The organism is Nocardia sp. GCM10030253 (genome assembly GCF_042675075.1).
Classification (GTDB): Bacteria; Actinomycetota; Actinomycetes; order Mycobacteriales; family Mycobacteriaceae; genus Nocardia.
In genome coordinates this window covers 519,983-541,787 of sequence record NZ_JBHTDL010000004.1, presented here as the reverse complement: position 1 = coordinate 541,787, position 21,805 = coordinate 519,983, and the positions used below count along the sequence as shown (strand labels likewise).

Here is a 21,805-nt window from a genome sequence, read left to right as displayed (position 1 = left end):
GTTGACGATGAGAAAACCGGACGCGCGCAATGGTGTCAAGCAAGGAGCGCTCGTTCCGCAACCTCGACCGAGACACGCCGAACGACGCGGAAAGGTTGTGTAACTGCTCGCTAGAAGTGACCCGGTGCGAGTAGCTTGAATGGCGATGACCGCACTATTGGCCGAACGCGCCGCCGAAGTCGTGTCCGCAGCGCAACAGTTGCTTTCCAAGCGAATGGGTGCTCCGGTAAAGCTGAGCGATCCTATCGAGCTCAGCGGCAGTGGCAGGACAACAGTCCTACGCGTACGTGTTTCAGAGAACGCCTTTTCGTTGCCGCGGACGCTGATTGTCAAGCAGGTCCGCGGCTCCGCCGAGGATCGCCACACCGGTGGCCTGGCCCCCGGCGTCGCCAGCATCGATTCCGCATTCCTGCGCGAGGCGGTGTCCTACCAGTTCACCACCGCGCTGAGTCGCGAGCAGCGCCCCGGCGCGTACCTGATCGCGCACAGCCTGCCGGACCGGCTGCTCATCCTCAGCGACCTCGGTGAGAACTCCAGTATCACAGCGGTCCTGCAGTCCGGCGCGGAACCGGCGACCCGCAACGGGCTGATGGCCTTCGCACAGGCGCTCGGCCGGATGCACGCGGCAACCGTTGGGCGCGAAGCGGATTTCGTCGCGCTGCTGCGCCGGGTCGATGTGGTGCATCGGGTCGACGGCATCGCTCAGCAGGCCGAGGCCGCCATCTCCGAGGTGCCCGGCATGCTGCAGCGCGAACTCGGCATCGAGGTGCCCGGTGAGATCGCCGAGCGGATTGTGCGCGGCAACCGCCTGTTCTCCGCGGGGCGCTTCCGCGCGTTCAGCCCGTCGGATCTGTGCCCCGACAATGTCATCCTCAACGAGGAGGGCGCGCGCTTCCTCGACTACGAATGGGGCGGCTTCCGCGATGCCACCCTGGACATCGCGTACGCGTTGGTGTCGTTCCCCGGTTGCCTGTGCGACTTCGAACTGTCGCGCGAACGCGCCAGGCAGATGGTCGAGGCGTGGCGTTCGGAGGTCGTCGGCGTTTGGCAGTCACTGGCCGACGACGAGGTGCTCGCCGAGCGCATCCTGGAGGCCCGCCTGATCTGGGTGTGGCTGTCCACCTACTGGTTCCTGCCAGCGGACCACGCCCGCATCGCGTCGGCCCGTGAGCACGGGCTCTCCGTGCCGCGCTCGGAGGCGTTGATCAACCGCTGGGCGGCACTCGCGGAGGATGCCCGCTGCACAGGCGACGACGCCGTCGGCGACTTCGCCGAGGATGTCTCGGCCATGCTCGAGGAGCGCTGGTCCGAATAGCGGTCCGGTCCGAATAGGGTTGGAGCGAAAAGGATTCGTCGGCGAATGTCGGGGTCGATGTGCCCGGCATTCGAGTACGGCGGTGACCGTGCGATGGCTACGGGTCGAGTTCGGCCGCACGCCTTTCGAGATAGGCTCGCTCGACGGTGTTCTCGGTCAGGAGCAGCGACGATTCATAGGCCGTCGCGGCCTCGGCGGTGCGGCCGAGTTGGGCAAGAAACGCCGCCCGTGAGGCCTCGAGGTAGCCATAGGTCGCCAGCGCCGGCTCCACCGCGAGGTCGTTCAACAGCGCGAGTGCGCGGCTGGGATTGCCGGAAAGCCCCACTGCCACCGCATAGTTGAGGCGGACCACCGGAGACGGCCATTCTCGAAGCAGCAGCACGTACAGGCCGGTGATTTCCCGCCAGTCGGTCTGCTCCCAGCTCGGCGCCTCGTCGTGCACCGCGGCGATCGCGGCCTGCAGCGTGTACCGATCGGTATGCGGCAGCGCGTGTTTCACCAATGCGACGCCCTCGGCGATGGCCGCGCGGTCCCAGCGGGAGCGGTCCTGATGCGCGAGGGTGGACAGTCCGCCGTCCGAATCCACCCGTGCCGCCCGTCGGGCGTCGGTGAGCAGGATCAGGGCCAGCAAGCCGGTCATCGACGGATCGTCGGGAACGAGCGCGTGCATCATCCGCGCCAACTGCAGTGCGCGCTCCACGAGATCGGTACGCACCAGCGAGTCGCCGGAGGGTGCGGTGTGGCCGGTGGTGAACAGCAGATGGATGACGGCGCAAATGGCATCGAGGCGTTGGGGGAGTTCCCGCACCGACGGCACCCGGTAGGGGATGCGGGCCAGGGCAATCTTCTTCTTGGCGCGCGTGATTCGGGCCGCCATGGTCGACTCGCTGATGAGGAACGCCCGCGCGACCTCCGCGGTGGTGATGCCGCAGACCAGGCGCAGGGTGAGTGCCACCTGAGCGTCGCGGGCCAACGCCGGGTGGCAGCAGGTGCTGATCAGCCGGAGCCGGTCGTCGGGAATATCGGTGGCACAGTCGAGGGCGGCGAGTGCGAGATCGGCTGTGTCGCCGTCGAGTTGGTCGGTGACCAACAACGGCAGGCTGCGCCGCATGGTCGAATCACGGCGCAGCAGATCCAGGCCGCGGTGCCGGGCGACGGTGGTGAGCCAGGCGCCGGGCTTCGCGGGCACACCGTCGGTCGACCAATCCGTCAGCGCCTTCGCGTATGCGTCCTGCACGCACTCCTCGGCCAGGTCGAAATCGCGGACCAGCCGCACCGTCGCGGCGAGCACGAAGGCCCATTCGCGACGGTGCGCCTGCTCGACGGCCGCGGCCGCCCGCTCGGCCGCTTCGGTGTCGATCGACATCGGTCTATTCGAACACCATGATCGGCCGGACCTCGACACCGCCGAATCGAGCGGGCACCTGCTTGGCCAGCGCGATCGCGGCATCCAGATCCGGCGCTTCGAGCAGGTAGTAACCGCCGAGCGCCTCTTTGGCCTCGCCGAACGGCGCGTCGGTCACGGAGAAATCGCCGGTGTCGCCCTTGCGGATCGAGGTAGCGGTGGGGGTCGGCTGCAGGGCATTGCCGCCTTGCAGCGCCTCACCCGCGATCTCCTGGAACGTCACATGGTCCTGGTAGATCGCGCCCATCACCTCCTGCGAAGCGGTCGCGTACGCGTTCTCGTCTTCGTAGATCAGCACCAAATACTGACTCATGGCAGCGCTCCTTCGGTAGCAGGACCCGCCGTTCGGGTCCCGTACTCATCCCGACGAGCGAGTTCGACGGAAATCGACAACCGTCGGCAAGAATTCTGCCCCGATTCGCGGTTCGCGTGCCGCGACTTGCCGGGCCGACCTCGGTGCGACGGCCGTCAGGGCAGCAATGGGCGACGCGGTTCGAGTCGGCCGCCGGAGCGGACGGCGTAGGAGGCGCCATGGCGGACGCCGGAATTCGGGTCAGCGACGTCGGTGAGATAGAACCAGTCCATCTGGGTCTGCTCGGGGTTGACCTCGAGGACGCCGTAGCCGTGCGAATCCAGTTCGACGTAGCGCAGGTGGTGGTTGGCGCCCTTGATCGACTCTTCCACCGGGATCGCGACCGTGCGCGAGGGCGCCTTCATGATTTCGCCGAGGCTGGACGAGGTGACGGACGGTACGACGAATTCCGCGCCGACGGTGGGTCCACCCGGGTAGTTCGCGGCGTCGACGGGCAGGTCGGCGGCCCAGGATGAGTGGATGTCGCCGGTCAGGAAGACCACATCGCCGACCTGCTGGTCGGTGATCGCACGGAACAAGCGTTGCCGATCGGCGGTGTAGCCGTCCCACTGGTCGCCGTTGGCCGGAATGCCTGCCTGCGGCACGCCCATCATGGTCGTAATGGCCGCGGTGGTTACCGGTTCCAGCGGCGGGAAGACAATCGGCGCGATCATCACCGAGTTTCCGACCAGCTTCCAACGCACCGGCGCGGACGCCAAACCTGCTGTCAGCCAATCCATTTGGGCCTTGCCGGTGATAGTGCGCGCCGGGTTGTCCGCCTCGCGCCAGCCCGCGCCCGGCTTCGTCTCCTGGTCGCGGTAGCTGCGTAGGTCGAGCATCGATAGTTCGGCGAGAGTGCCGAAACGCAGCCGCCGGTAGATCTGTACGTCGCCGCCGGAGCCGCTCGTGCGGACCGGCATCCACTCCAGGTAGGCGCGGGCCGACGCGGCACGCCGGGCCTGCCAATCGCCCTGGACGGCGGGGTCGTGGTGGCTGGAACCGCCGGACCAGGAGTTGTCGGCGGACTCGTGGTCGTCCCAGGTGCAGATGAACGGCACCAGTGCGTGCAGCGCCATCAGGTCGGGATCGGTTTTGTACTGCGCGTGCCTGATCCGGTAGTCGGCCAGCGTGACGATCTCGTTCGCCGGGTCGTGCGGGCGGACCGAGCCGTTGCGGCCGCCGTAGTGGCCGCGCCGGTACTCGTAGATGTAGTCGCCGAGATGGACGACCGCGTCGAGGTCGGTGCGCGCGGCCAGGTGCCGGTAGGCGCCGAAGTATCCGGCCTCCCAGTTCGAGCAGGAGACCACGCCGAACCGCAGGCGGTCGGGTGTGGCGGAGGCTGCGGGTGCGGTGCGAGTGCGACCGACCGGGGATTTCACGCCGAAGGCGGTGAAGCGATAGAAGTAGCCGCTGTCGGGCGCGAGACCGCTCACGTCGATCTTGACCGTGTGATCGGAATCGGCAGCGGCCGTGGTGGTTCCGGACGCGGCGAGTGAGGCAAATCGCTCGTCGGTGGCGATCTCCCAGCGCACCGCCGCCGCTTCGCCGACACCGGAACCCGGGGTCGCGTCGTCGGAGACGGTGACGCGCGTCCACAGGATCACGCCGTCGGGCAGCGGATCGCCGGAGGCGACGCCGTGCCGGAACACCGGTGCAGCGGCGGCGCGTGCCGGTGCGGCCACCACCATCGTGGTGGCGGTGGCCGCTGCCACGGCACCACCTTTCAGCAGGGTGCGCCGGGCAAGGGAACCGAGGGAGCCAGGGTCTGAAACGACCGTGTTTTCAGCCACGGGTAGTGATCACATCCGAAGTGTGGTCGACAAGCAAATCGAATCGCCCGCCGCCACAGCGGACACCGGCTGTCGCGGCTGCCGCGCAGCGGTGTCGGTGCGTCTCGGTAACCTGCTCAGCGTGAGCGAAGGCCTGTTCGACGTGCCCGGCGACACTGCGCCCTCGGAGCACACCATCGATAGCGTGGTGCGCCGCGATGCCGGCGCGCCGCTTGCGGTGCGGATGCGGCCCGCCTCGCTGGACGAAGTGGTCGGTCAGCAGCACCTGCTCGGCCCCGGGTCACCACTGCGGCGGCTGATCGAAGGGTCGGGCGCGGCGTCGGTGCTGTTGTACGGGCCGCCCGGCACCGGGAAGACAACCCTCGCCTCGCTGATCTCGCAGTCCACCGGTCGGCGCTTCGAGGCGCTGTCGGCTTTGTCGGCCGGCGTGAAAGAGGTGCGTGCGGTCATCGACGTGGCGCGGCGCAGGCTCAGCGCGGGTGAGCAGACCGTGCTGTTCATCGACGAGGTGCACCGCTTCTCCAAGACCCAGCAGGACGCACTGCTCGCCGCGGTGGAGAACCGGATCGTGCTGCTGGTCGGCGCGACCACCGAGAATCCGTCGTTCTCGGTGGTGTCGCCGCTGCTGTCGCGCTCGCTGGTGTTGCAGTTGCAGTCGCTGACCGAGGCCGACATTCGTCTCGTCCTCGACCGGGCGATCACGGACCCACGTGGTTATGGCGGGGCGTATTCGGTGACCGATGCCGCGCTGGACCACATCGTGCGGATTGCCGGCGGTGATGCGCGCCGGGCGCTCACCGCGCTGGAGGCGTCGGCGGAATCCTCGCTCGACGGCACCGTCGACGTGGATCTTGTCGAGGCGAGCGTGGACAAGGCTGCCGTGCGCTACGACCGTGCGGGCGATCAGCACTACGACGTGGTGAGCGCCTTCATCAAATCGATCCGCGGCTCGGATGTCGATGCGGCCCTGCACTATCTGGCGCGGATGATCAGCGCGGGGGAAGATCCTCGCTTCATCGCCCGTCGCCTGGTGATCTCGGCGAGTGAGGACATCGGCATGGCTGATCCGACGGCGCTGCAGACCGCCGTCGCGGCCGCGCACGTCGTGCAGCTCATCGGCATGCCAGAGGCGCAACTCACCTTGACCCACGCGACAATTCACCTCGCAACGGCCCCGAAATCCGGCGCGGTGCCGGCCGCCCTCGGTGCCGCTGTCGCCGATATCTCCGCAGGCAAGGCGGGCTCGGTGCCCCCGCATCTGCGGGACGGCCACTACGCGGGCGCCGCCGCCCTGGGCAACGCCAAGGGCTACAAGTACCCGCACGACGACCCTGACGGCGTACTGGCGCAACAGTATCCGCCCGACGAAATCGTCGGCCGGGACTATTACGCCCCGACCAACCACGGCGTCGAACGCGATATCCAACGCCGGGTCGAGAAGCTGCGCAAGATCGTTCGCGGCCGATAGGGCCGGGTGGCGGCCACCGGCTCCGTATGCGTGGGATCGGTCCAGAAATCGGCGACCAGCAACCAAGCGCCTGGACGGGCGCCATCCCGGATACGGCGCAGCAGCGATCGGTTCTGCTCGGAGGTCCAGTAGTGCACGAGATCGGCCGCCAGGAACGTGTCGAAACCGGTCGGCAGGTCGCCGGACATCGCATCGCCTTCGCGCACCGAGATTCGATCGGTGAGCCCGGCCACGCTGATGCGTGCGGGCGACCGCCGCGATTGCGGGCAGTTCGAGCACTGTGGCCTCGAGGTGCGGATAGTGCTGGACGGCGGCGATGGACCAGGAGCCGGTGCCGATTCGAGCAGTCGGCTGCGTCCCGGCAGATCGACGTGCTGGGCAGGCCTGCGACGGTCCGGCCCGAGGCGACGGGTGGTCGGCGCAAGCGTTGCGGTGGGCCGTACTGGACCCGGTGGAGCCCGGTCGCGACGCCGACGGGGTGACCAGTTCGCCGGGATAGCCGAATGGTGGCGGGGACCACCCCGGTCCCTGAAAATTCGGATGCGGCACACCGGTAGGCTGGATACCTGTGCAGACCCACGAGATTCGACGGCGCTTCCTGGACCATTTCGTCCGTGCCGGCCATACCGAGGTGCCGAGTGCCTCGCTGATCCTGGCCGACCCGAACCTGCTGTTCGTCAACGCAGGCATGGTGCAGTTCGTTCCGTTCTTCCTCGGTCAGCAGACCCCGCCCTACGCGACCGCGACCAGCGTGCAGAAGTGCGTGCGCACCGGTGACATCGAGAACGTCGGCGTCACCACCCGGCACAACACCTTCTTCCAGATGGCGGGCAACTTCAGCTTCGGCGACTACTTCAAGCGCGAGGCGATCACCTTCGCCTGGACACTGCTGACCAACAGCGTCGAGGACGGCGGCTACGGCTTCGATCCACAACGCCTGTGGGCCACCGTCTATCTCGATGACGACGAAGCCGAGCGGATCTGGCTGGAGGTCGGGGTACCCGCCGAGCGCATCCAGCGCCGTGGCATGGCCGACAACTACTGGTCGATGGGCATCCCCGGCCCGTGCGGCCCGTGCTCGGAGATCTACTTCGACCGCGGCCCCGAGTACGGCATCGAGGGCGGCCCCGAGGCCGACGAGGACCGCTACCTCGAAATCTGGAATCTCGTGTTCATGCAGAACGAGCGTGGCGAGGGCACCGGCAAGGACAACTTCGAGATCCTCGGCCCGCTGCCCAAGAAGAACATCGACACCGGCATGGGTGTCGAGCGCGTCGCGTTCCTGCTGCAGGGCGTGGACAACGTGTACGAGACCGATCTGCTGCGCCCGATCATCGACAAGGCCGAGGAACTGACCGGCCGGTCCTACGGCGTCACGCACGAGGACGACGTGCGGTTCCGGGTGATCGCCGACCACGCGCGCACCGGCGCCATGCTGATCGCCGACGGCGTCAACCCGGGCAACGATGGTCGCGGCTATGTGCTGCGCCGCCTGCTGCGCCGAATCGTGCGCTCGGCCCGGTTGCTCGGTGCGGAGAAGCCGGTCATGGGCGAGTTCATGAAGGTCGTCAGCGACCTCATGTCTCCGTCCTACCCGGAGCTCGCCACCGATTTCCGCCGGATCGAGACGGTCGCGGTCGGTGAGGAGACGGCGTTCCTGAAGACCCTGAACACCGGCTCCACCCTGTTCGACAACACGGCCGCGGCCGTGAAGGCCAAGGGCAGCAAGACCATTGCGGGCTCGGATGCCTTCACCCTGCACGACACCTACGGCTTCCCGATCGACCTCACCTTGGAGATGGCCGCCGAGGCGGGCCTCGCCGTGGACGAGGACGGCTTCCGCACGCTGATGGCCGAGCAGCGCAAGCGTGCCAAGGACGACGCGCAGGCTCGCAAGCACGCGCACGCCGACCTCTCGGTCTACAAGGAACTGGTCGACCGCGGCGCCACCGAATTCACCGGGTTCGACGAGCTGACCTCCGAGGCGCACGTGCTCGCGCTGATCGCCGACGGCGTCCGGGTTCCGGTCGCCACCGTCGGTCAGGACGTCGAGGTGATCCTCGATCGCAGCCCGCTGTACGCGGAGGCCGGCGGTCAGATCGCCGACCGTGGTTCCATCACCGCCTCCGGCGTGAAGCTGCGTGTGAACGACGTGCAGAAGATCGCCAAGAAGGTGTGGGTGCACAAGACCACCGTCGAGCAGGGCCAGATCACCGAGGGTGACGTCGTGCTTGCGCAGGCCGATCCGGCCTGGCGGCGTGGCGCTACCCAGGGCCACTCCGGCACGCACATGGTGCACGCCGCGCTGCGGCAGATCCTCGGCCCGAACGCGGTGCAGGCCGGCTCACTGAACAAGCCCGGCTACCTGCGCTTCGACTTCAACTGGCAGGGCCAGCTTTCCGAGCAGCAGAAGACCGACATCGAGGCCGTGTCCAACGACGCGATCGGCGCGGACTTCCCGGTGAACACCTTCGTCACCGACCTGACCAAGGCCAAGCAGATGGGCGCGATGGCGCTGTTCGGCGAGAACTACGGCGACGAAGTCCGCGTCGTGGAGATCGGCGGCCCGTTCTCGATGGAGCTGTGCGGCGGTACCCACGTGCAGCATTCCTCGCAGATCGGCCCGATCACGCTGCTCGGCGAATCGTCGATCGGTTCCGGCGTGCGTCGCGTTGAGGCCTTCGTCGGCCTCGACTCGTACAAGTATCTGGCCAAGGAACGTGCGCTGCTCGCCGGTGTCGCGTCGTCGCTGAAGGTGCCCTCGGAGGAGGTGCCCGCGCGCGTCGAGCAGTTGGTCGAGCGGCTGAAGGCGGCCGAGAAGGAACTCGAGCGCACCAAGGTCGCCGCCGTGCTGTCCGCCGCGGGCAAGTTCGTCGAAGAGGCCGAGCGGGTCGGCAGCGTGCTGCTGGTCGCCGCCGCCGCGCCGGAGGGTGTCGCCGCGGGCGATCTGCGCACACTGGCCACCGATATTCGCGGCCGGTTCGGCAGCAACGCCGCCATCGTGGTGCTGCTGGGTAACGCCGACGGCAAGGTGCCGTTCGTGGTGACCGTCAACAAGGCCGCACAGGATCTCGGCTTCAAGGCGGGAGATCTGGTCGGCAGCTTCGGGCCGAGCATCGCGGGACGCGGTGGCGGCAAGCCGGAGATGGCTCAGGGCGCGGGCTCGGATCCCTCGGGTATCGAAGTCGGCCTAGTCTCGGTCCGTGCTCGGGTGGCCGAACTCGCCGGGTGATGGCCGACTCGGAGAGTCCCGGAGCCGACCGGCCCGCCGCGGCGACTGATCCCGGTCGCGGTAGGCGGATTGCCGTCGATGTCGGCAGTGTCCGGATCGGCGTTGCCGCCAGCGACCCGGACGGCATCCTCGCCACGCCGGTGGAAACTGTTCCTCGAGCGAAGCAGAACACCCGCGGCGGCGGTCCGGCACCTGACATTGCCAGAATTGCCGAAATTGTGCGGGAGTACGAGGCCGTCGAGGTCATCGTGGGTCTGCCACGGACTTTGCGCGGGGAAAAAGGCTCCGCGGCTACCCTTGCTATGGCATTCGCGGATTATTTGCGGATGGCGATTGCCCCCGTGCCTATCCGACTTTCCGACGAACGTTTGACTACGGTGTCAGCTGCACGTGCATTGCGGGACAGTGGAGTTCGCGCGCGTGGCCAGCGGCAGGTAATCGATCAGGCGGCGGCCGTATCGATCCTGCAAGGATGGTTGGACGAACGGAGTGCGGTGTTGAGGTCGGTCGAAACTGCGTCTGATGTGCCGCGCTCGCGGCACGGAGCGGTGCGTCCCGCGTCGTCCGGGGACGATGCATGACGGATCGATGGACGCGGGCCGAGGAACGCTTCCGACAGCGTGAGGTCGAGTCGCGCCGCTATAAGCGAGACGACGCCGCCTGGGCTGCCTACGAGGACGACACGACGGTCATCCCGCGCTACACCGACGAGGAGCCGCTGGAGCCTCCCGCGCCGAAACGTGGCGGTGGCCAGCGTGCGCGCCGCGCGGTGCCGGAGAGTGACGACCAGGAGCCGCAGCGGTCACGTGGCCGTCGTTCGGAACCGCGTGGTGCGGAGTCTCGGGCGGCGAACCAACGTGGCGGATCGCGGAGGCGAGGCACCCGCGTCGCGTCCAGGAAGGCGGCCGAGCGTAAGCGGCGCCGCCGGAATCTGTGGGCTATCGCCAGCGTCTTCGTGCTGCTGTTCGTCGCCGCCGCGGGCTTCGCCGGGTACAAGTGGGTGAAATCGGCATTCGGGCCCGCCGAGGATTTCGCGGGACCGGCTGGACCGCTGGTCGTGGTGCAGGTGCAGCCGGGCGACACCTCCAACCAGATCGCCAACGCGATGCTGGCCAAGGGCGTCGTCGCGAGCAGTGCCGCCTTCATCGAGGCGGCCGTACGGAATTCGAACATGAACGCGGTGCAGCCGGGCTATTACGCGATACCGAGCCACAGTCCGGCCATGCAGGCCGTGACCGCGCTGGTCGGCAAGGAGTCGCGGGTCGGCAACCTGGTCGTCTCCGAAGGTCGGCAGCTGCACGACCAGCAGGACGTGAACACCGGGGCCCGCAAGGAGGGCATCTACCGCAAGATCTCCGATGCCAGCTGCGTCGGCACCGGGTCCGCGAAGAAATGCGTGTCCTACGAACAGCTCGATACCGCGGGTGCGAGCATGGATTTCGCCGCGCTCGGTGTGCCGTCCTGGGCGGAGCAATCGGTCCGGGACGTGCCCGACCGGAGCCGGCAGCTGGAGGGTCTGATCTCCGCGGGCACCTGGGATTTCGACCCGAGTGGATCGCCGGAGCAGATCCTGAAGCAGTTGGTGACCGACAGCGCGCGCAGCTACGAATCGACCGGGCTGCTGCAATCGGGCGCCGAGACCAAACTGAATCCGTATCAGACGTTGATCGCCGCCTCGCTGGTGGAACGGGAAGCGCTGCCACAGGATATGGGCAAGGTCGCGCGGGTGATCGTGAACCGGTTGCGAGTCAACCAGCCGCTGCAGTTCGACTCGACGGTGAACTACGCCCTCGATCGCACCGAGGTGGCCACCACCGACACGGACCGGGCCAAGCGCACGCCGTGGAACACCTACGCGATGCCTGGCCTGCCCGCGACGCCGATCTCCGCGCCGTCGCTGAACGCGCTGCGTGCCATGGAGAATCCGGAAGCAGGCACCTGGCTGTACTTCGTGACCGTCGACAAGCAGGGGACAACGCTGTTCACCGAGAGCTACAACGAGCACCTGCGGAATATCGAAAAGGCCAGGCAGAGCGGGATTCTCGACAGTGGGCGGTGAATCGGCCGCGCCGTCGGTCCGCAGGGCAGCGGTGCTCGGCAAGCCGATCTCGCATTCCCGCTCCCCACAGCTACACCTGGCCGCCTACCGTGCGCTCGGCCTCGACTGGACCTACGACCGCATCGAATGCACTGCCGAACAGCTGCCCGGCCTGGTCGACGGTCTCGGCCCCGAATGGGTCGGTCTCTCGGTGACCATGCCGGGCAAGGAGGCCGCCCTGGCGTACGCGACCGAGCGCACGGAGCGCGCGGTCCTGGTGGGTTCGGCCAATACGCTGGTCCGAATCGGTGTTGTTTCGAGCGACCTGCAAGCAGTCGCTAGCGGTGGCGGCTGGCGCGCTGACTGCACGGATGTGGACGGTGTCATCGGCGCCCTGCGCGGCGGCGGCGTCACCGAACTCGCCGAAGCTGTCGTGCTGGGCGCGGGCGGCACCGCGCGCCCGGCCCTGCTGGCACTCGCCGAGCTCGGCGCGCAGCAGGTCACCGTTATCGCGCGTGACGCCGGAAGAGCACGCACCGCACTGGATCTCGCGGAACGTCTCGGTATGACGGCCACGGTGCTCGGATTCGACCCCGCCGCGATCGGCGCGGCGTGCGCGCGAGCGGGCGCCGTAGTCAGCACGATCCCCGCCGAGGCCGCCGCTGGCGTCGCGGACCAGGTGGCCACCGCCCCCGTTGTGCTCGACGCCATCTACAACCCATGGCCGACCCCGCTCGCCGCGGCAGTCGCCCGTGCGGGCCACACCGTGGTCAGCGGCCTCGAGATGTTGCTGAACCAGGCCTACGGCCAAGTAGAACAGTTCACCGGGCGTCCCGCTCCGCGCGCCGAAATGGCCGCGTCTCTCGAGCCGCGCGAAATCTGACACCGGTTCTAGTTTGGATCCGCGCGGCGCAGGTTATTGTGTTGGGCATGAATGCTTGGGTGTTGCGAGCCACAGTGCTCGGTGCGCTGGTTGTCGTCCTGCGCACCGTGCTGGGATTCGCGATGGTGTACTGGCCGACCCACGGGGGGTGGATGCGGATGCTGGCCCTGGTCGTCCTGCTCGGCGTCATCGTGTGCTGGGGCGTGCTGGACGGTCGCAAGGATCGCGCCGCCCACCCCGACCCCGAGCGCGGCTCCGACCTGACCATCCTGTGGCTGAAGGCCGGGGTGGCCGGTGGCCTCGGTAGCAGTCTCGTCGCCTGGATCCTGGACTGGCTGCCCCGCTTCGACCTCGGCGACAACGGACTGCTCTTCGAACTGACCGCCTCCGCCTCCTTCATCGTCCTGCTGATTTTCGTGCCCGCCCTGCTCGGTGTCGCCATCGGCCGCATGCTGGCAGGCCGTCACGACAACCAGTCCGCGCCACCCACCGCGCTCACCAAGGAGCCGACCCCGGCCTGACCCGGACATCGGCAGGCACAACGAAACGGCGCACCTCCACAGGGAGATGCGCCGTTCAGCGTCTTCGGCTACAGCAGAATCGCGCCGCTGCTCGGGCTGCCTTCCTTCGCGATCGCCGAGTACGCGGCGGCGAGCAGCGTCGGGTCGGGGCCTTCGAGGCGGCCGGGTTTGGCCAGGCCATCGAGGACGACGAACCGCAGCACGCCGGAGCGGGTCTTCTTGTCGGTCTGCATGGCGTCGAGGAGCTGCGGGAGCGCGTCGGCGTCGTAGCTGGTCGGCAGGCCGACGCTCTGCAGGATGGCGCGATGGCGGTCGGCGGTGGCATCGTCGAGGCGACCGGCAAGGCGGCCGAGTTCGGCGGCGAAGACCAGCCCGACGGCGACGGCAGCGCCGTGGCGCCAGCGGTAGCGCTCACGCCGCTCGATCGCGTGGCCCAAGGTGTGGCCGTAGTTGAGGATTTCGCGCAGGCTGGCCTCCTTGAGGTCGGCGGCGACCACGTCCGCCTTCACCTGGATCGCACGGCGGATCAACTCGGGAAGAACCTCGCCCTTGGGATCGAGCGCGGCCTCAGGGTCGGCCTCCACCAGCTCCAGGATCACCGGGTCGGCGATGAAACCGGCCTTGATGATCTCGGCCATGCCCGCCACGATCTCGTTGCGCGGCACCGTTTCCAGCGTCACCAGGTCGACGAGCACCGCGGCGGGCTCGTGGAAGGAGCCGACCAGGTTCTTGCCAGCCTCGGTGTTGATGCCGGTCTTGCCGCCGACGGCCGCGTCGACCATCGCGAGCAGGGTGGTCGGCACGTGCACGATATTGACCCCGCGCATCCAGGTGGCGGCGACGAACCCGGCGAGGTCGGTCGCGGCGCCGCCGCCCAGGCTCACCACGACGTCGTTGCGGGTCAGACCGATGCGGCCGAGCACCTCCCAGCAGAAGCCCGCGACGGCCAGGTCCTTGCCCGACTCGGCGTCCGGGATCTCGATGCGGTGCGCGTCGATGCCGGTGTCGGCCAGGGCCTTCCGTACGGCTTCCGCGGTTTCGGCCAGCGGCGGCTGGTGAAAGATCGCGACCGTCCGCACGCCGGTGGTCGCGCCGCTGACCGCCTCGACCAGTTCGCCGAGCAACCCGCGGCCGATGATCACGGGGTAGGGGTCGGCGGTGCGGACCTGGAGACGAGTCGGCTCGGTCATGTGTGCTCCGATTCTGTTCGTGCCGTTTGATTGATCGCTCGTGCGCGGGCGCGTCGGGCGCGAGCACGCCGCGACCGGCTGCCTGGTGTCGGTGTGTCGCCGGACGTTTCCGGCGGCGCCGGTGTCGCCTCGGTCGTGTTCTGCTGCTGCGGCTCGCCCTGTGCGGCCTTGCGGCGAGCCGCGGCGCGCGCCCGTGCCGCGCGCCGGGCACGTGACCTGTTGCTGCCCTGCGGATTTCCGGTGCCCTGGGCGCGTGCCGCGGCCCGAGCTGTTGCGATGTCTGCCGGCGTGGTCGCCGCCGTGTCGGGCTCCGCGTCTTGGGACAGGACAGAATCCATGCCCAGCTTCGCCATGATCATTCGCACCACGCGCCCCGGGCTGCGACCGTCGGTCCGCACCCGGACCGAGGCCACCTCCCGGTACAGCGGCCGCCGCTTGCGCATCAGCTCCCGGTATTTCGCGCCGGGATCGGCGCCATTGAGCAGCGGCCTGCCCGTGCTGGCTCCGGTGCGGCGAAGTCCTTCGGCCACACTGATTTCCAGATAGACCACGGTGCGGTTGCGCAGCAGCGCCCTGGTGTCCTTGGACAGCACAGCGCCGCCGCCGAGCGACACCACACCACGTTCGGCCAGGATGGCGCGGCGCACCACCCGCTCCTCGATCTTGCGGAACTCGGGTTCACCGTCGGTGGCGAAGATCTCGGGGATGGTGCGCCCGGTCTCGCGCTCGATTCCGACATCGGTGTCATACAGCTCGACACCGAGTTCCCTGGCGAGCTTGCGGCCGATCGTGGATTTCCCTGCTCCGGGCGGTCCGACCAGCACCACGCGCGGTGCGCGCGGATCGGTCTGGACGATCATTGCGGCACGTGTGGGCGGGCGCTGATGCGCTTGACGTAGCTGGTGATGTTGTCGAGGGTCTCGGTCAGCGAATCGCCGCCGAACTTCTCCAGCGCGGCCTGCGCGACGACCAGCGCGACCATCGACTCGGCGACCACGCCCGCGGCGGGCACGGCGCACACATCGGAGCGCTGGTGGATGGCGACAGCTTCGTCGCCGGTGGTCATGTCGACCGTGGCCAGCGCGCGCGGCACCGTCGAGATCGGCTTCATCGCGGCGCGGACCCGGAGGGCTTCGCCGTTGGTCATGCCGCCTTCCAGGCCGCCTGCCCGGTTGGTCGAGCGCAGCACACCATCGGGACCCGGCTGCATCTCGTCGTGCGCCTGGCTGCCGCGGCGGCGCGCGGTTTCGAAACCGTCACCGACCTCGACACCCTTGATCGCCTGAATGCCCATCAGCGCCGCGGCCAGTCGCGAATCCAGTCGATTCTCGCCGCTGATGAAGGAGCCGAGCCCGACGGGTAGACCCGCCACGACGACCTCGACGACGCCGCCGAGGGTGTCCCCGTCCTTCTTGGCGGCCTCGATCTCGGCAATCATCGCGGCCTCGGCGTCCTTGTCGAACGCGCGTACCGGGCTTTCGTCGATGGCGGCCAGATCGCCCGCGGTGGGGACCAGGCCGGTGGTGTTCGCGGCGGTTCCGATGGAGACGACGTGCGAGACGACCTCGACACCGAACGCCTGCCGTAGGAAGTTGCGGGCGACGGTGCCCGCCGCGACACGCGCGGCCGTCTCGCGGGCGCTGGCCCGCTCCAGCACATTGCGGGCGTCGTCGAAGTTGTACTTGAGCATGCCCGAGTAGTCGGCGTGCCCGGGGCGTGGGCGGGTGAGTGGCGCATTGCGTGCCAGATCGGCGAGCTCGGTCTCGTCCACCGGGTCGGCGGACATGACGATTGTCCACTTGGGCCACTCGGAGTTGGCGATCTCGATCGCGACCGGTCCGCCCATGGTGCGGCCGTGGCGCACCCCACCGACGATGGTGACCTTGTCGGCTTCGAACTTCATCCGCGCGCCGCGCCCATACCCGAGCCTGCGGCGCGCGAGCTGCGCGGAGATCTCGTCGGATGTCACCTCGACACCGGCCACCATCCCCTCGAGGATGGTGACGAGAGCGGGACCATGGGATTCTCCGGCAGTTATCCAGCGCAACACGCTGTCCATCTTCCCATGTCGGCGCGGCTGCTCCGGCACGCGGCCCGACGTGATCACGGGCACGGTCGGCCGTCCGGCGACATGGTCACTGGACCACCCGCTGCCACCGGCCAGGTTGTCGCCGCGAGATTGCCGCCGAGCCCGAGGCGAAGTGGATCGGACCGGCGTGTCTGCGGTCGCGTCAGCTGCCGTGTGCCACGAGCAGAGCCAGCGTTGTCGCCAGGCACATCGCAGGCCCGTGCGGCAGCGTGAGTTCTTCCCCGCGGTCGGCGTCGGTGCGCATCCTTCGGACGGCCAGCGCCACCACGCCGAGCGCGGCGGTGAGCATCGGCGCGCCGAGCGCCGCCCACACCCACGCCTGCACGCCACCGAGCGCGGCCACCGCACCAAGCCCGATCGCGAGTTTCACGTCTCCGGCGCCGAACGCCCGCGGCGTCATCAGATGCACCATCAGGTAGGGGATCGCCAGTAGCGCCGCGCCGAGCAGCGCGGTTGTGAATTGTGTTGTGAACAGCGCGTATCCGAAGACGATCAGCGCACCCGATCCGGTGAGCGCGTCGGGCAGCCTGCGGTGTCGGATATCGATGACGGTGAGCACCCCGCACCAGGCCACGAGCAGGGAGAATGCGGCAAAGTCCATGGCTACCAGCCTTTGTCGGGAGTGGCCGCCGATCAAGCATCGTGCACGGAATGTTGATAGCCGATCGATATGTGAACAACGATCGGTCCGCTCGGCGCCGCAACCCGGCATTTCGAGTCGGCCGGTGCGTAATTGTGCGGGGCAGAGCGGATTTCGTTCGCGTCCTATTGCGGCGTTTGTCCGTATCCCGGGTGTGGTCGACCGGCCACCGCGTCACCCGAGGGGGATCCACCGATTGCGGGTGTACGTGTTGCGTGTCGTGTTGTGGTGTGTCGGCGGTAGCTTTGACACATGTCTGCTGATCACGCGGGCCGTGTGCCCGACTACGCTGCGCGTCGCGGTGCGCTGCGGAGTCTGCTGGTGGAGAACGAAGTCGATGCGCTGCTGGTCACCGATCTGGTGAACATCAGGTACTTGACGGGGTTCACCGGGTCCAACGCGGCGCTGCTCGTGCACTCCTGGGATATGCGCAATGCCGAGGAGCGCACGGTGATCGGCACCGACGGCCGGTACCTGACCCAGGTTGCCGAACAGGTGCCGGACCTGCGGGCCGAGATCGCACGGGCCACCGCCCGACGCATCGTGGAGCTCGCGGGGGAGTGGCAGCTCGGCCGGGTCGGCTACGAGAGTCACGTCGTCACCGTCGACCAGCACCATGGTTTCGTCGAGCAGCGCAGCGGCCTGGAATTCGTCGCCACTCCGGGTCTTGTCGAACAGCTGCGCATGGTGAAGGACGCCTACGAGGTCGCGCAGCTGCGCGCCGCGTGTGCCGCGGGCGATGCCGGGCTTGCCGCGTTGCTCGAACGCGGCGCGCTGCGCCCTGGCCGCACCGAAAGCCAGGTGGCAAGGGACCTCGAGTGGGCCATGTTCGAGCACGGCGCCGAGGCGGTGGCTTTCGAGACGATCGTCGCCACGGGCGCGAATTCGGCTGTCCCGCATCATCGGCCGACCGCGGCCGTGCTCGCCGCAGGCGACTTCGTCAAGCTCGACTTCGGCGCGGTGGTCGGCGGCTATCACTCGGACATGACCCGCACCTTCGTGCTCGGCGCCCCGACGGACTGGCACCGCGAGGTATACGCACTGGTCCAAGAGTCGCAGCGGGCCGGACGCGAAGCATTGAAGCCGGGTGCGCAGGTGGCCGACGTGGACGCGGCGGCGCGCGCGGTGATCGAGTCGGCCGGACACGGGAAGTTGTTCGTGCACGGTCTCGGGCACGGAGTGGGACTGCAGATCCATGAAGCGCCGGGAATCGCCAAAACCGGAACCGGTACACTTCTGTCTGGCGTGGCGGTGACCGTCGAACCAGGTGTGTACTTCCCCGGCCGCGGCGGGGTCCGAATCGAGGACACGCTCGTGGTGCGCGAGGGGGGCCCGGAACTGCTCACCAACACCAGCAAAGACCTGACCGTCGTCGAATGACGCCGGTTGCCGAGACCGTAGATATTACGAACGAGGAGATCCGAGGACAGTGGCGGACACCAGCGACTTCAAGAACGGCCTTGTGCTGAAGATCGACGGTCAGCTCCAGCAGATCGTCGAATTCCAGCACGTCAAGCCGGGTAAGGGCCCCGCGTTCGTGCGGACCAAGCTGAAGAACGTGCTGTCCGGCAAGGTTGTCGACAAGACCTTCAACGCGGGTGTCAAGGTCGAGACCGCCACGGTCGATCGCCGCGACATGACCTACCTGTACCACGACGGCTCGGACTACGTCTTCATGGACGGCGATACCTTCGACCAGATCTCGATCACCGAAGAGACCATCGGCCCCGGCGCCCGCTTCTTGCTGGAGAACATGACCGTGCAGGTCGCCACCCATGAGGCCGCGCCGCTCTACGTCGAGCTCCCGGTCACGGTCGAGCTCGAGGTGCAGCACACCGACATCGGCCTGCAGGGCGATCGCTCCACCGGCGGCACCAAGCCCGCCACTCTGGAGACCGGCGCCGAGGTGCAGGTCCCGCTGTTCATCAACACCGGCGACAAGCTGCGCATCGACTCGCGCGACGGCAGTTACCTCGGCCGGGTGAACTCCTGATCGCCTGTTTCGGCGCGACAGTAACGACCAACTACTGCCGCCATCGGGTACAGACGGGGATGATGTGACAGTGGCCGAACAGAAGCCCACGTACAAGAAGCTCGGCGCCAGGCACAAGGCCCGGCGTCGCGCGGTCGACCTGCTCTTCGAGGCGGAGGCCCGCGACGTCGACGCGGCCGACCTCGTCTCCGAGCGCGTCGAACTGTCCACCCACGACCAAGCCGTCGCCCCGGTGCACGCCTACACCAAGACCCTCGTCGAAGGCGTCGCCGACGACCTCGACCGGGTGGACGGCACCATCGAGTCCTACCTCAAGGACTGGGAGCTGTCCCGGCTGCCTGCCGTGGACCGGGCCATCCTGCGGATCGCGGTGTGGGAGCTGTTCCACGCCAACGATGTTCCGCCGGTGGTCGCGGTCGACGAGGCAGTGGAGCTGGCCAAAGAACTGTCCACCGACGACTCTCCGTCGTTCGTGAACGGCGTGCTCGGCCAGGTCGTGCTCGTCGCCCCACAGGTGCGCGCCGCCGCCGCGGCGACGCTGGCTCCTCGGCCGGAGCCTGAGGCCTGACATGGTGAACAAGTACCTGGTCATGGCTATGCGCACGCCGAACTTCGACCCCGCCGTCGTCGAGCAGCACCGCGCGTTCCTGGCGGATCTGCTCGAACGTGGCCAGCTGGTCGAGAGTGGCCGCTTCACCGACGGCACCGGCGGCGCGTACGTCATCCACGCCGACAGCCTCGATGCCGCCCGCGAGATCGCGTTCACCGACCCGGTGCACACCACCGGGTCGTCGCAACTCACGGTCTACGAGTGGGAAATCGCCGTCTCCGCCTGACCCGAACGTCCGTAACAGCCGCACACCGGAAAGGTGTGCGGCTGTTGCTGTTTCGGAGGCCAGTCGAACGGACTCCGATCACCTGCCGATCTTGTGGAGGCAGAAGATGAAAACCCGCTCGGTAGTTGGGCTGGTCGGCGACTATGGCTATATCGGCGTGCCGCACCCTACGCTCCCGCTGGTGGGTGTACGGGCCCAGCGGGAGCGAACCGCGAGTCGTCGATGCGACGATCGCGGATTCGGGTGTGCGGTCGAGGTCGGTTCACCATGACTGGTTCATGCCGTGCCTTCGGCCTTGCGCACGGTGTCGATCTTCATTCCTCAACTGCGCTCGAGGTCAAGCGATGTGGGGCAGGCCACCCCGCGTCGGGCATTCGCCATCTCCCCACCGGCGCGAACCCCTTAGCTCACGGTGCGGCAGCCGCCAGGCACCCCACCTGTCGTTCGCCACGAGTGGCATGGGGGCTTCTCGCGATTTCCCGCAGTCATGTGCCAGTTGCGACAGTAGTCGGGCGTTGGTCTGAGCTAGCTGGTGAGTAGCAGGGCTGTCACTGCACCCGTTGTTGCGATTGTTGCCAGGGCGAGGCCGGTGAGGACGAAGCGGAGCATGGGGACGCGCACCTCGTGGGTGCGGCAGAATTCGAGGCACAGCAGTGTGGCGAGAGACGCCCAGGGGGTGACCAGTGGGGCGATATTCGTGCCGATGAGCAAGGCCAGCAACTGGTTTCGATTCGCGTCCGGTATGACGGCCTCACCCGCGGTGTAGGCGGGCAGGTTGTTGGCCACGTTGGACAGCGCCGCGCCTGCTCCCGCGGCGCGGTACGCACCGAGGGCGCCCGGGTCGGCGCCGATCAGCCAGTGCATCGCGTCGGACAGTCCGAGCCTGCTCAGGGTTGGCACCACGAGGAACAGTCCGACCACGAAAACCAGCAGCTGCCAAGGGATCAGCGATAGCCGCAGTGCGGAGCGGTCGAAGATCGCGAAGGCCGCCACCGCGATGGCCGCGGCGAGGGTGGCGGCGACGCCGATGTGATCGCCGACGAACGGAATGGCCACGATGAACAGCAGACAGGCGCCCGCCGTCGTGTGTAGCAGCGCGCGCTGCTCGGCATTCTCCGGGCGGACCGGTTGCGGCGGCACATAGCGATCGGCATCGCGTCGGCCGCGCCGCCAGTACCAGACCCACAGGCAGATCATCGTCGCGACGATCGACACCAGCTGTGGCGCCCACATGCGTGCGGCGAAACCGGTGGCGCCCAATGCGATCCGGTCCGCCGCCAGCAGATTGGTCAGATTGGAAACCGGTAGCAGCAGGCTCGCGGTGTTGGCCAGCCACAGCGTGGTCATGGCCAGCGGCAGCGGGGGAATCCGGGCGGGCGTCGCGAGCGCGAGCACGACCGGCGTGAGCAGCACCGCGGTGGTGTCCAGATTGAGCAGGATGGTGGTGGCCGACGCGAACAGCACGCACAGCCCGAACAATGCCGGATAGTAGCCGCGGCCGAGGATGGCGATGCGGTGCGCGATCACATCGAAAACCTTTGCCTGTCTGGTGAGTTCGGCAAGCACGATCACACTGCCGAGGAACAGCAGGAGTGGACCGATGCGACGCATATTGTCGGCGGCCTCGTCCCGGGGTAGCAGTCCGGTCAGCACGCACAGTAGGCCGGCCAGCAACAGTCCGAGCCGGACCCAGTCCAGGGTGGTCGGTCGCCATCGCGGCGGTGGCGTCGTCGAAAGAGGGGGTGGTGCGGAGGAAACGATCTGGCCGTGCACGCTGGCCATCCTCTCAGAAAGGGCAATGACGGCCGCGGTTCTGTTTTCGAACGAGCTGGTTGCGGGCCGGGTGGTCGCCGGTCCGGTATCGCGTGCCCCCATCCAGTTCGACGATCACGGTTCTCCTGCAAGGGTTTTCGTGCGGGCCAAGTGCGGGCAAGTAGTATGCCTGAAACCACGGCCCGCCATTGACGGTGCCACTAACTAACGGTACGTTATGTGGGTCACGATTGGTGGTGTCGATAGCAATCGGCGATGCGGTTCCCAACTAGGGGTCGGT

General features: G+C 67.9%; 19 protein-coding genes and 1 pseudogene. 11 read left to right on the top strand and 9 right to left on the bottom strand.

What is annotated here, in order from left to right:
- The first annotated feature begins 145 nt into the window (after positions 1-145).
- The gene (locus tag ACFQZZ_RS06575) at positions 146-1,315 is read left to right on the top strand and encodes a phosphotransferase family protein (RefSeq protein ID WP_378675399.1); all 1,170 of its coding nucleotides are present in this window, start codon (positions 146-148) and stop codon (positions 1,313-1,315) included.
- A 97-nt stretch (positions 1,316-1,412) separates the two neighbouring features.
- On the opposite strand, the gene ACFQZZ_RS06570 is transcribed toward ACFQZZ_RS06575, so the two are convergent.
- From ACFQZZ_RS06570 to ACFQZZ_RS06560, 3 genes are all read right to left on the bottom strand, one after another.
- A complete protein-coding gene (locus tag ACFQZZ_RS06570) occupies positions 1,413-2,681 on the bottom strand; it encodes an RNA polymerase sigma factor (RefSeq protein WP_378675397.1) in 1,269 nt (422 codons plus the stop codon).
- A 4-nt stretch (positions 2,682-2,685) separates the two neighbouring features.
- Entirely contained in the window at positions 2,686-3,033 is a 348-nt protein-coding gene (locus tag ACFQZZ_RS06565) for a YciI family protein (protein WP_378675394.1), read from the bottom strand.
- 155 nt (positions 3,034-3,188) lie between these two features.
- The gene (locus tag ACFQZZ_RS06560; RefSeq protein WP_378676424.1) at positions 3,189-4,760 is read right to left on the bottom strand and encodes an alkaline phosphatase D family protein; all 1,572 of its coding nucleotides are present in this window, start codon (positions 4,758-4,760) and stop codon (positions 3,189-3,191) included.
- 223 nt (positions 4,761-4,983) lie between these two features.
- Between ACFQZZ_RS06560 and ACFQZZ_RS06555 the strand changes: the two genes are divergently transcribed.
- A complete protein-coding gene (locus ACFQZZ_RS06555; protein ID WP_378675392.1) occupies positions 4,984-6,330 on the top strand; it encodes a replication-associated recombination protein A in 1,347 nt (448 codons plus the stop codon).
- On the opposite strand, the gene ACFQZZ_RS06550 is transcribed toward ACFQZZ_RS06555, so the two are convergent.
- Positions 6,249-6,518, bottom strand: a complete 270-nt coding sequence (locus ACFQZZ_RS06550) for a hypothetical protein (RefSeq protein WP_378675390.1) — start codon at positions 6,516-6,518, stop codon at positions 6,249-6,251. The genes ACFQZZ_RS06555 and ACFQZZ_RS06550 overlap by 82 nt on opposite strands.
- 380 nt (positions 6,519-6,898) lie before the next feature.
- Between ACFQZZ_RS06550 and alaS the strand changes: the two genes are divergently transcribed.
- Genes alaS through ACFQZZ_RS06525 form a run of 5 tightly spaced genes read left to right on the top strand, consistent with a single transcriptional unit; the run spans position 6,899 to position 13,004 of the window.
- The gene (gene alaS / locus ACFQZZ_RS06545; RefSeq protein WP_378675387.1) at positions 6,899-9,562 is read left to right on the top strand and encodes an alanine--tRNA ligase; all 2,664 of its coding nucleotides are present in this window, start codon (positions 6,899-6,901) and stop codon (positions 9,560-9,562) included.
- Entirely contained in the window at positions 9,562-10,143 is a 582-nt protein-coding gene (ruvX, locus tag ACFQZZ_RS06540) for a Holliday junction resolvase RuvX (protein ID WP_378675384.1), read from the top strand. Before alaS ends, ruvX begins: the two co-directional genes overlap by 1 nt.
- The gene (gene mltG, locus ACFQZZ_RS06535) at positions 10,140-11,621 is read left to right on the top strand and encodes an endolytic transglycosylase MltG (protein ID WP_378675381.1); all 1,482 of its coding nucleotides are present in this window, start codon (positions 10,140-10,142) and stop codon (positions 11,619-11,621) included. The genes ruvX and mltG overlap by 4 nt, the downstream gene beginning before the upstream one ends.
- A complete protein-coding gene (locus tag ACFQZZ_RS06530) occupies positions 11,611-12,483 on the top strand; it encodes a shikimate dehydrogenase (RefSeq protein ID WP_378675378.1) in 873 nt (290 codons plus the stop codon). Before mltG ends, ACFQZZ_RS06530 begins: the two co-directional genes overlap by 11 nt.
- Positions 12,484-12,530: 47 nt before the next feature.
- Positions 12,531-13,004, top strand: coding sequence for a B-4DMT family transporter (locus ACFQZZ_RS06525; protein WP_378675376.1), 474 nt, complete (start codon positions 12,531-12,533; stop codon positions 13,002-13,004).
- Positions 13,005-13,072: 68 nt separating this feature from the next.
- On the opposite strand, the gene aroB is transcribed toward ACFQZZ_RS06525, so the two are convergent.
- The 4 genes and pseudogenes from aroB to ACFQZZ_RS06505 form a co-directional block, all read right to left on the bottom strand.
- Positions 13,073-14,194 (bottom strand): 3-dehydroquinate synthase, encoded by a 1,122-nt coding sequence (gene aroB / locus ACFQZZ_RS06520; protein ID WP_378675374.1) that lies wholly within the window; start codon positions 14,192-14,194, stop codon positions 13,073-13,075.
- Between the two features lie 341 nt (positions 14,195-14,535).
- Positions 14,536-15,054, bottom strand: a pseudogene (locus tag ACFQZZ_RS06515) (shikimate kinase); the annotation flags it as partial.
- Positions 15,051-16,244, bottom strand: coding sequence for a chorismate synthase (aroC, locus tag ACFQZZ_RS06510; RefSeq protein ID WP_378676421.1), 1,194 nt, complete (start codon positions 16,242-16,244; stop codon positions 15,051-15,053). The gene aroC and the pseudogene ACFQZZ_RS06515, both read right to left, overlap by 4 nt.
- A gap of 181 nt (positions 16,245-16,425) precedes the next feature.
- Positions 16,426-16,884 (bottom strand): prepilin peptidase, encoded by a 459-nt coding sequence (locus tag ACFQZZ_RS06505; RefSeq protein ID WP_378675371.1) that lies wholly within the window; start codon positions 16,882-16,884, stop codon positions 16,426-16,428.
- A 291-nt stretch (positions 16,885-17,175) separates the two neighbouring features.
- Here ACFQZZ_RS06505 and ACFQZZ_RS06500 point away from each other — a divergent pair, with 291 nt between their 5' ends.
- From ACFQZZ_RS06500 to ACFQZZ_RS06485, 4 genes are all read left to right on the top strand, one after another.
- Entirely contained in the window at positions 17,176-18,303 is a 1,128-nt protein-coding gene (locus ACFQZZ_RS06500) for a M24 family metallopeptidase (RefSeq protein ID WP_378675368.1), read from the top strand.
- Positions 18,304-18,352: 49 nt separating this feature from the next.
- Positions 18,353-18,916, top strand: a complete 564-nt coding sequence (efp, locus tag ACFQZZ_RS06495) for an elongation factor P (protein ID WP_378675365.1) — start codon at positions 18,353-18,355, stop codon at positions 18,914-18,916.
- A gap of 70 nt (positions 18,917-18,986) precedes the next feature.
- The gene (nusB, locus tag ACFQZZ_RS06490) at positions 18,987-19,484 is read left to right on the top strand and encodes a transcription antitermination factor NusB (protein WP_378675362.1); all 498 of its coding nucleotides are present in this window, start codon (positions 18,987-18,989) and stop codon (positions 19,482-19,484) included.
- Between the two features lies 1 nt (position 19,485).
- Positions 19,486-19,752, top strand: coding sequence for a YciI family protein (locus tag ACFQZZ_RS06485; protein WP_378675359.1), 267 nt, complete (start codon positions 19,486-19,488; stop codon positions 19,750-19,752).
- A gap of 525 nt (positions 19,753-20,277) precedes the next feature.
- On the opposite strand, the gene ACFQZZ_RS06480 is transcribed toward ACFQZZ_RS06485, so the two are convergent.
- Positions 20,278-21,525, bottom strand: coding sequence for an SLC13 family permease (locus ACFQZZ_RS06480; protein WP_378675357.1), 1,248 nt, complete (start codon positions 21,523-21,525; stop codon positions 20,278-20,280).
- Positions 21,526-21,805 lie beyond the last annotated feature (280 nt).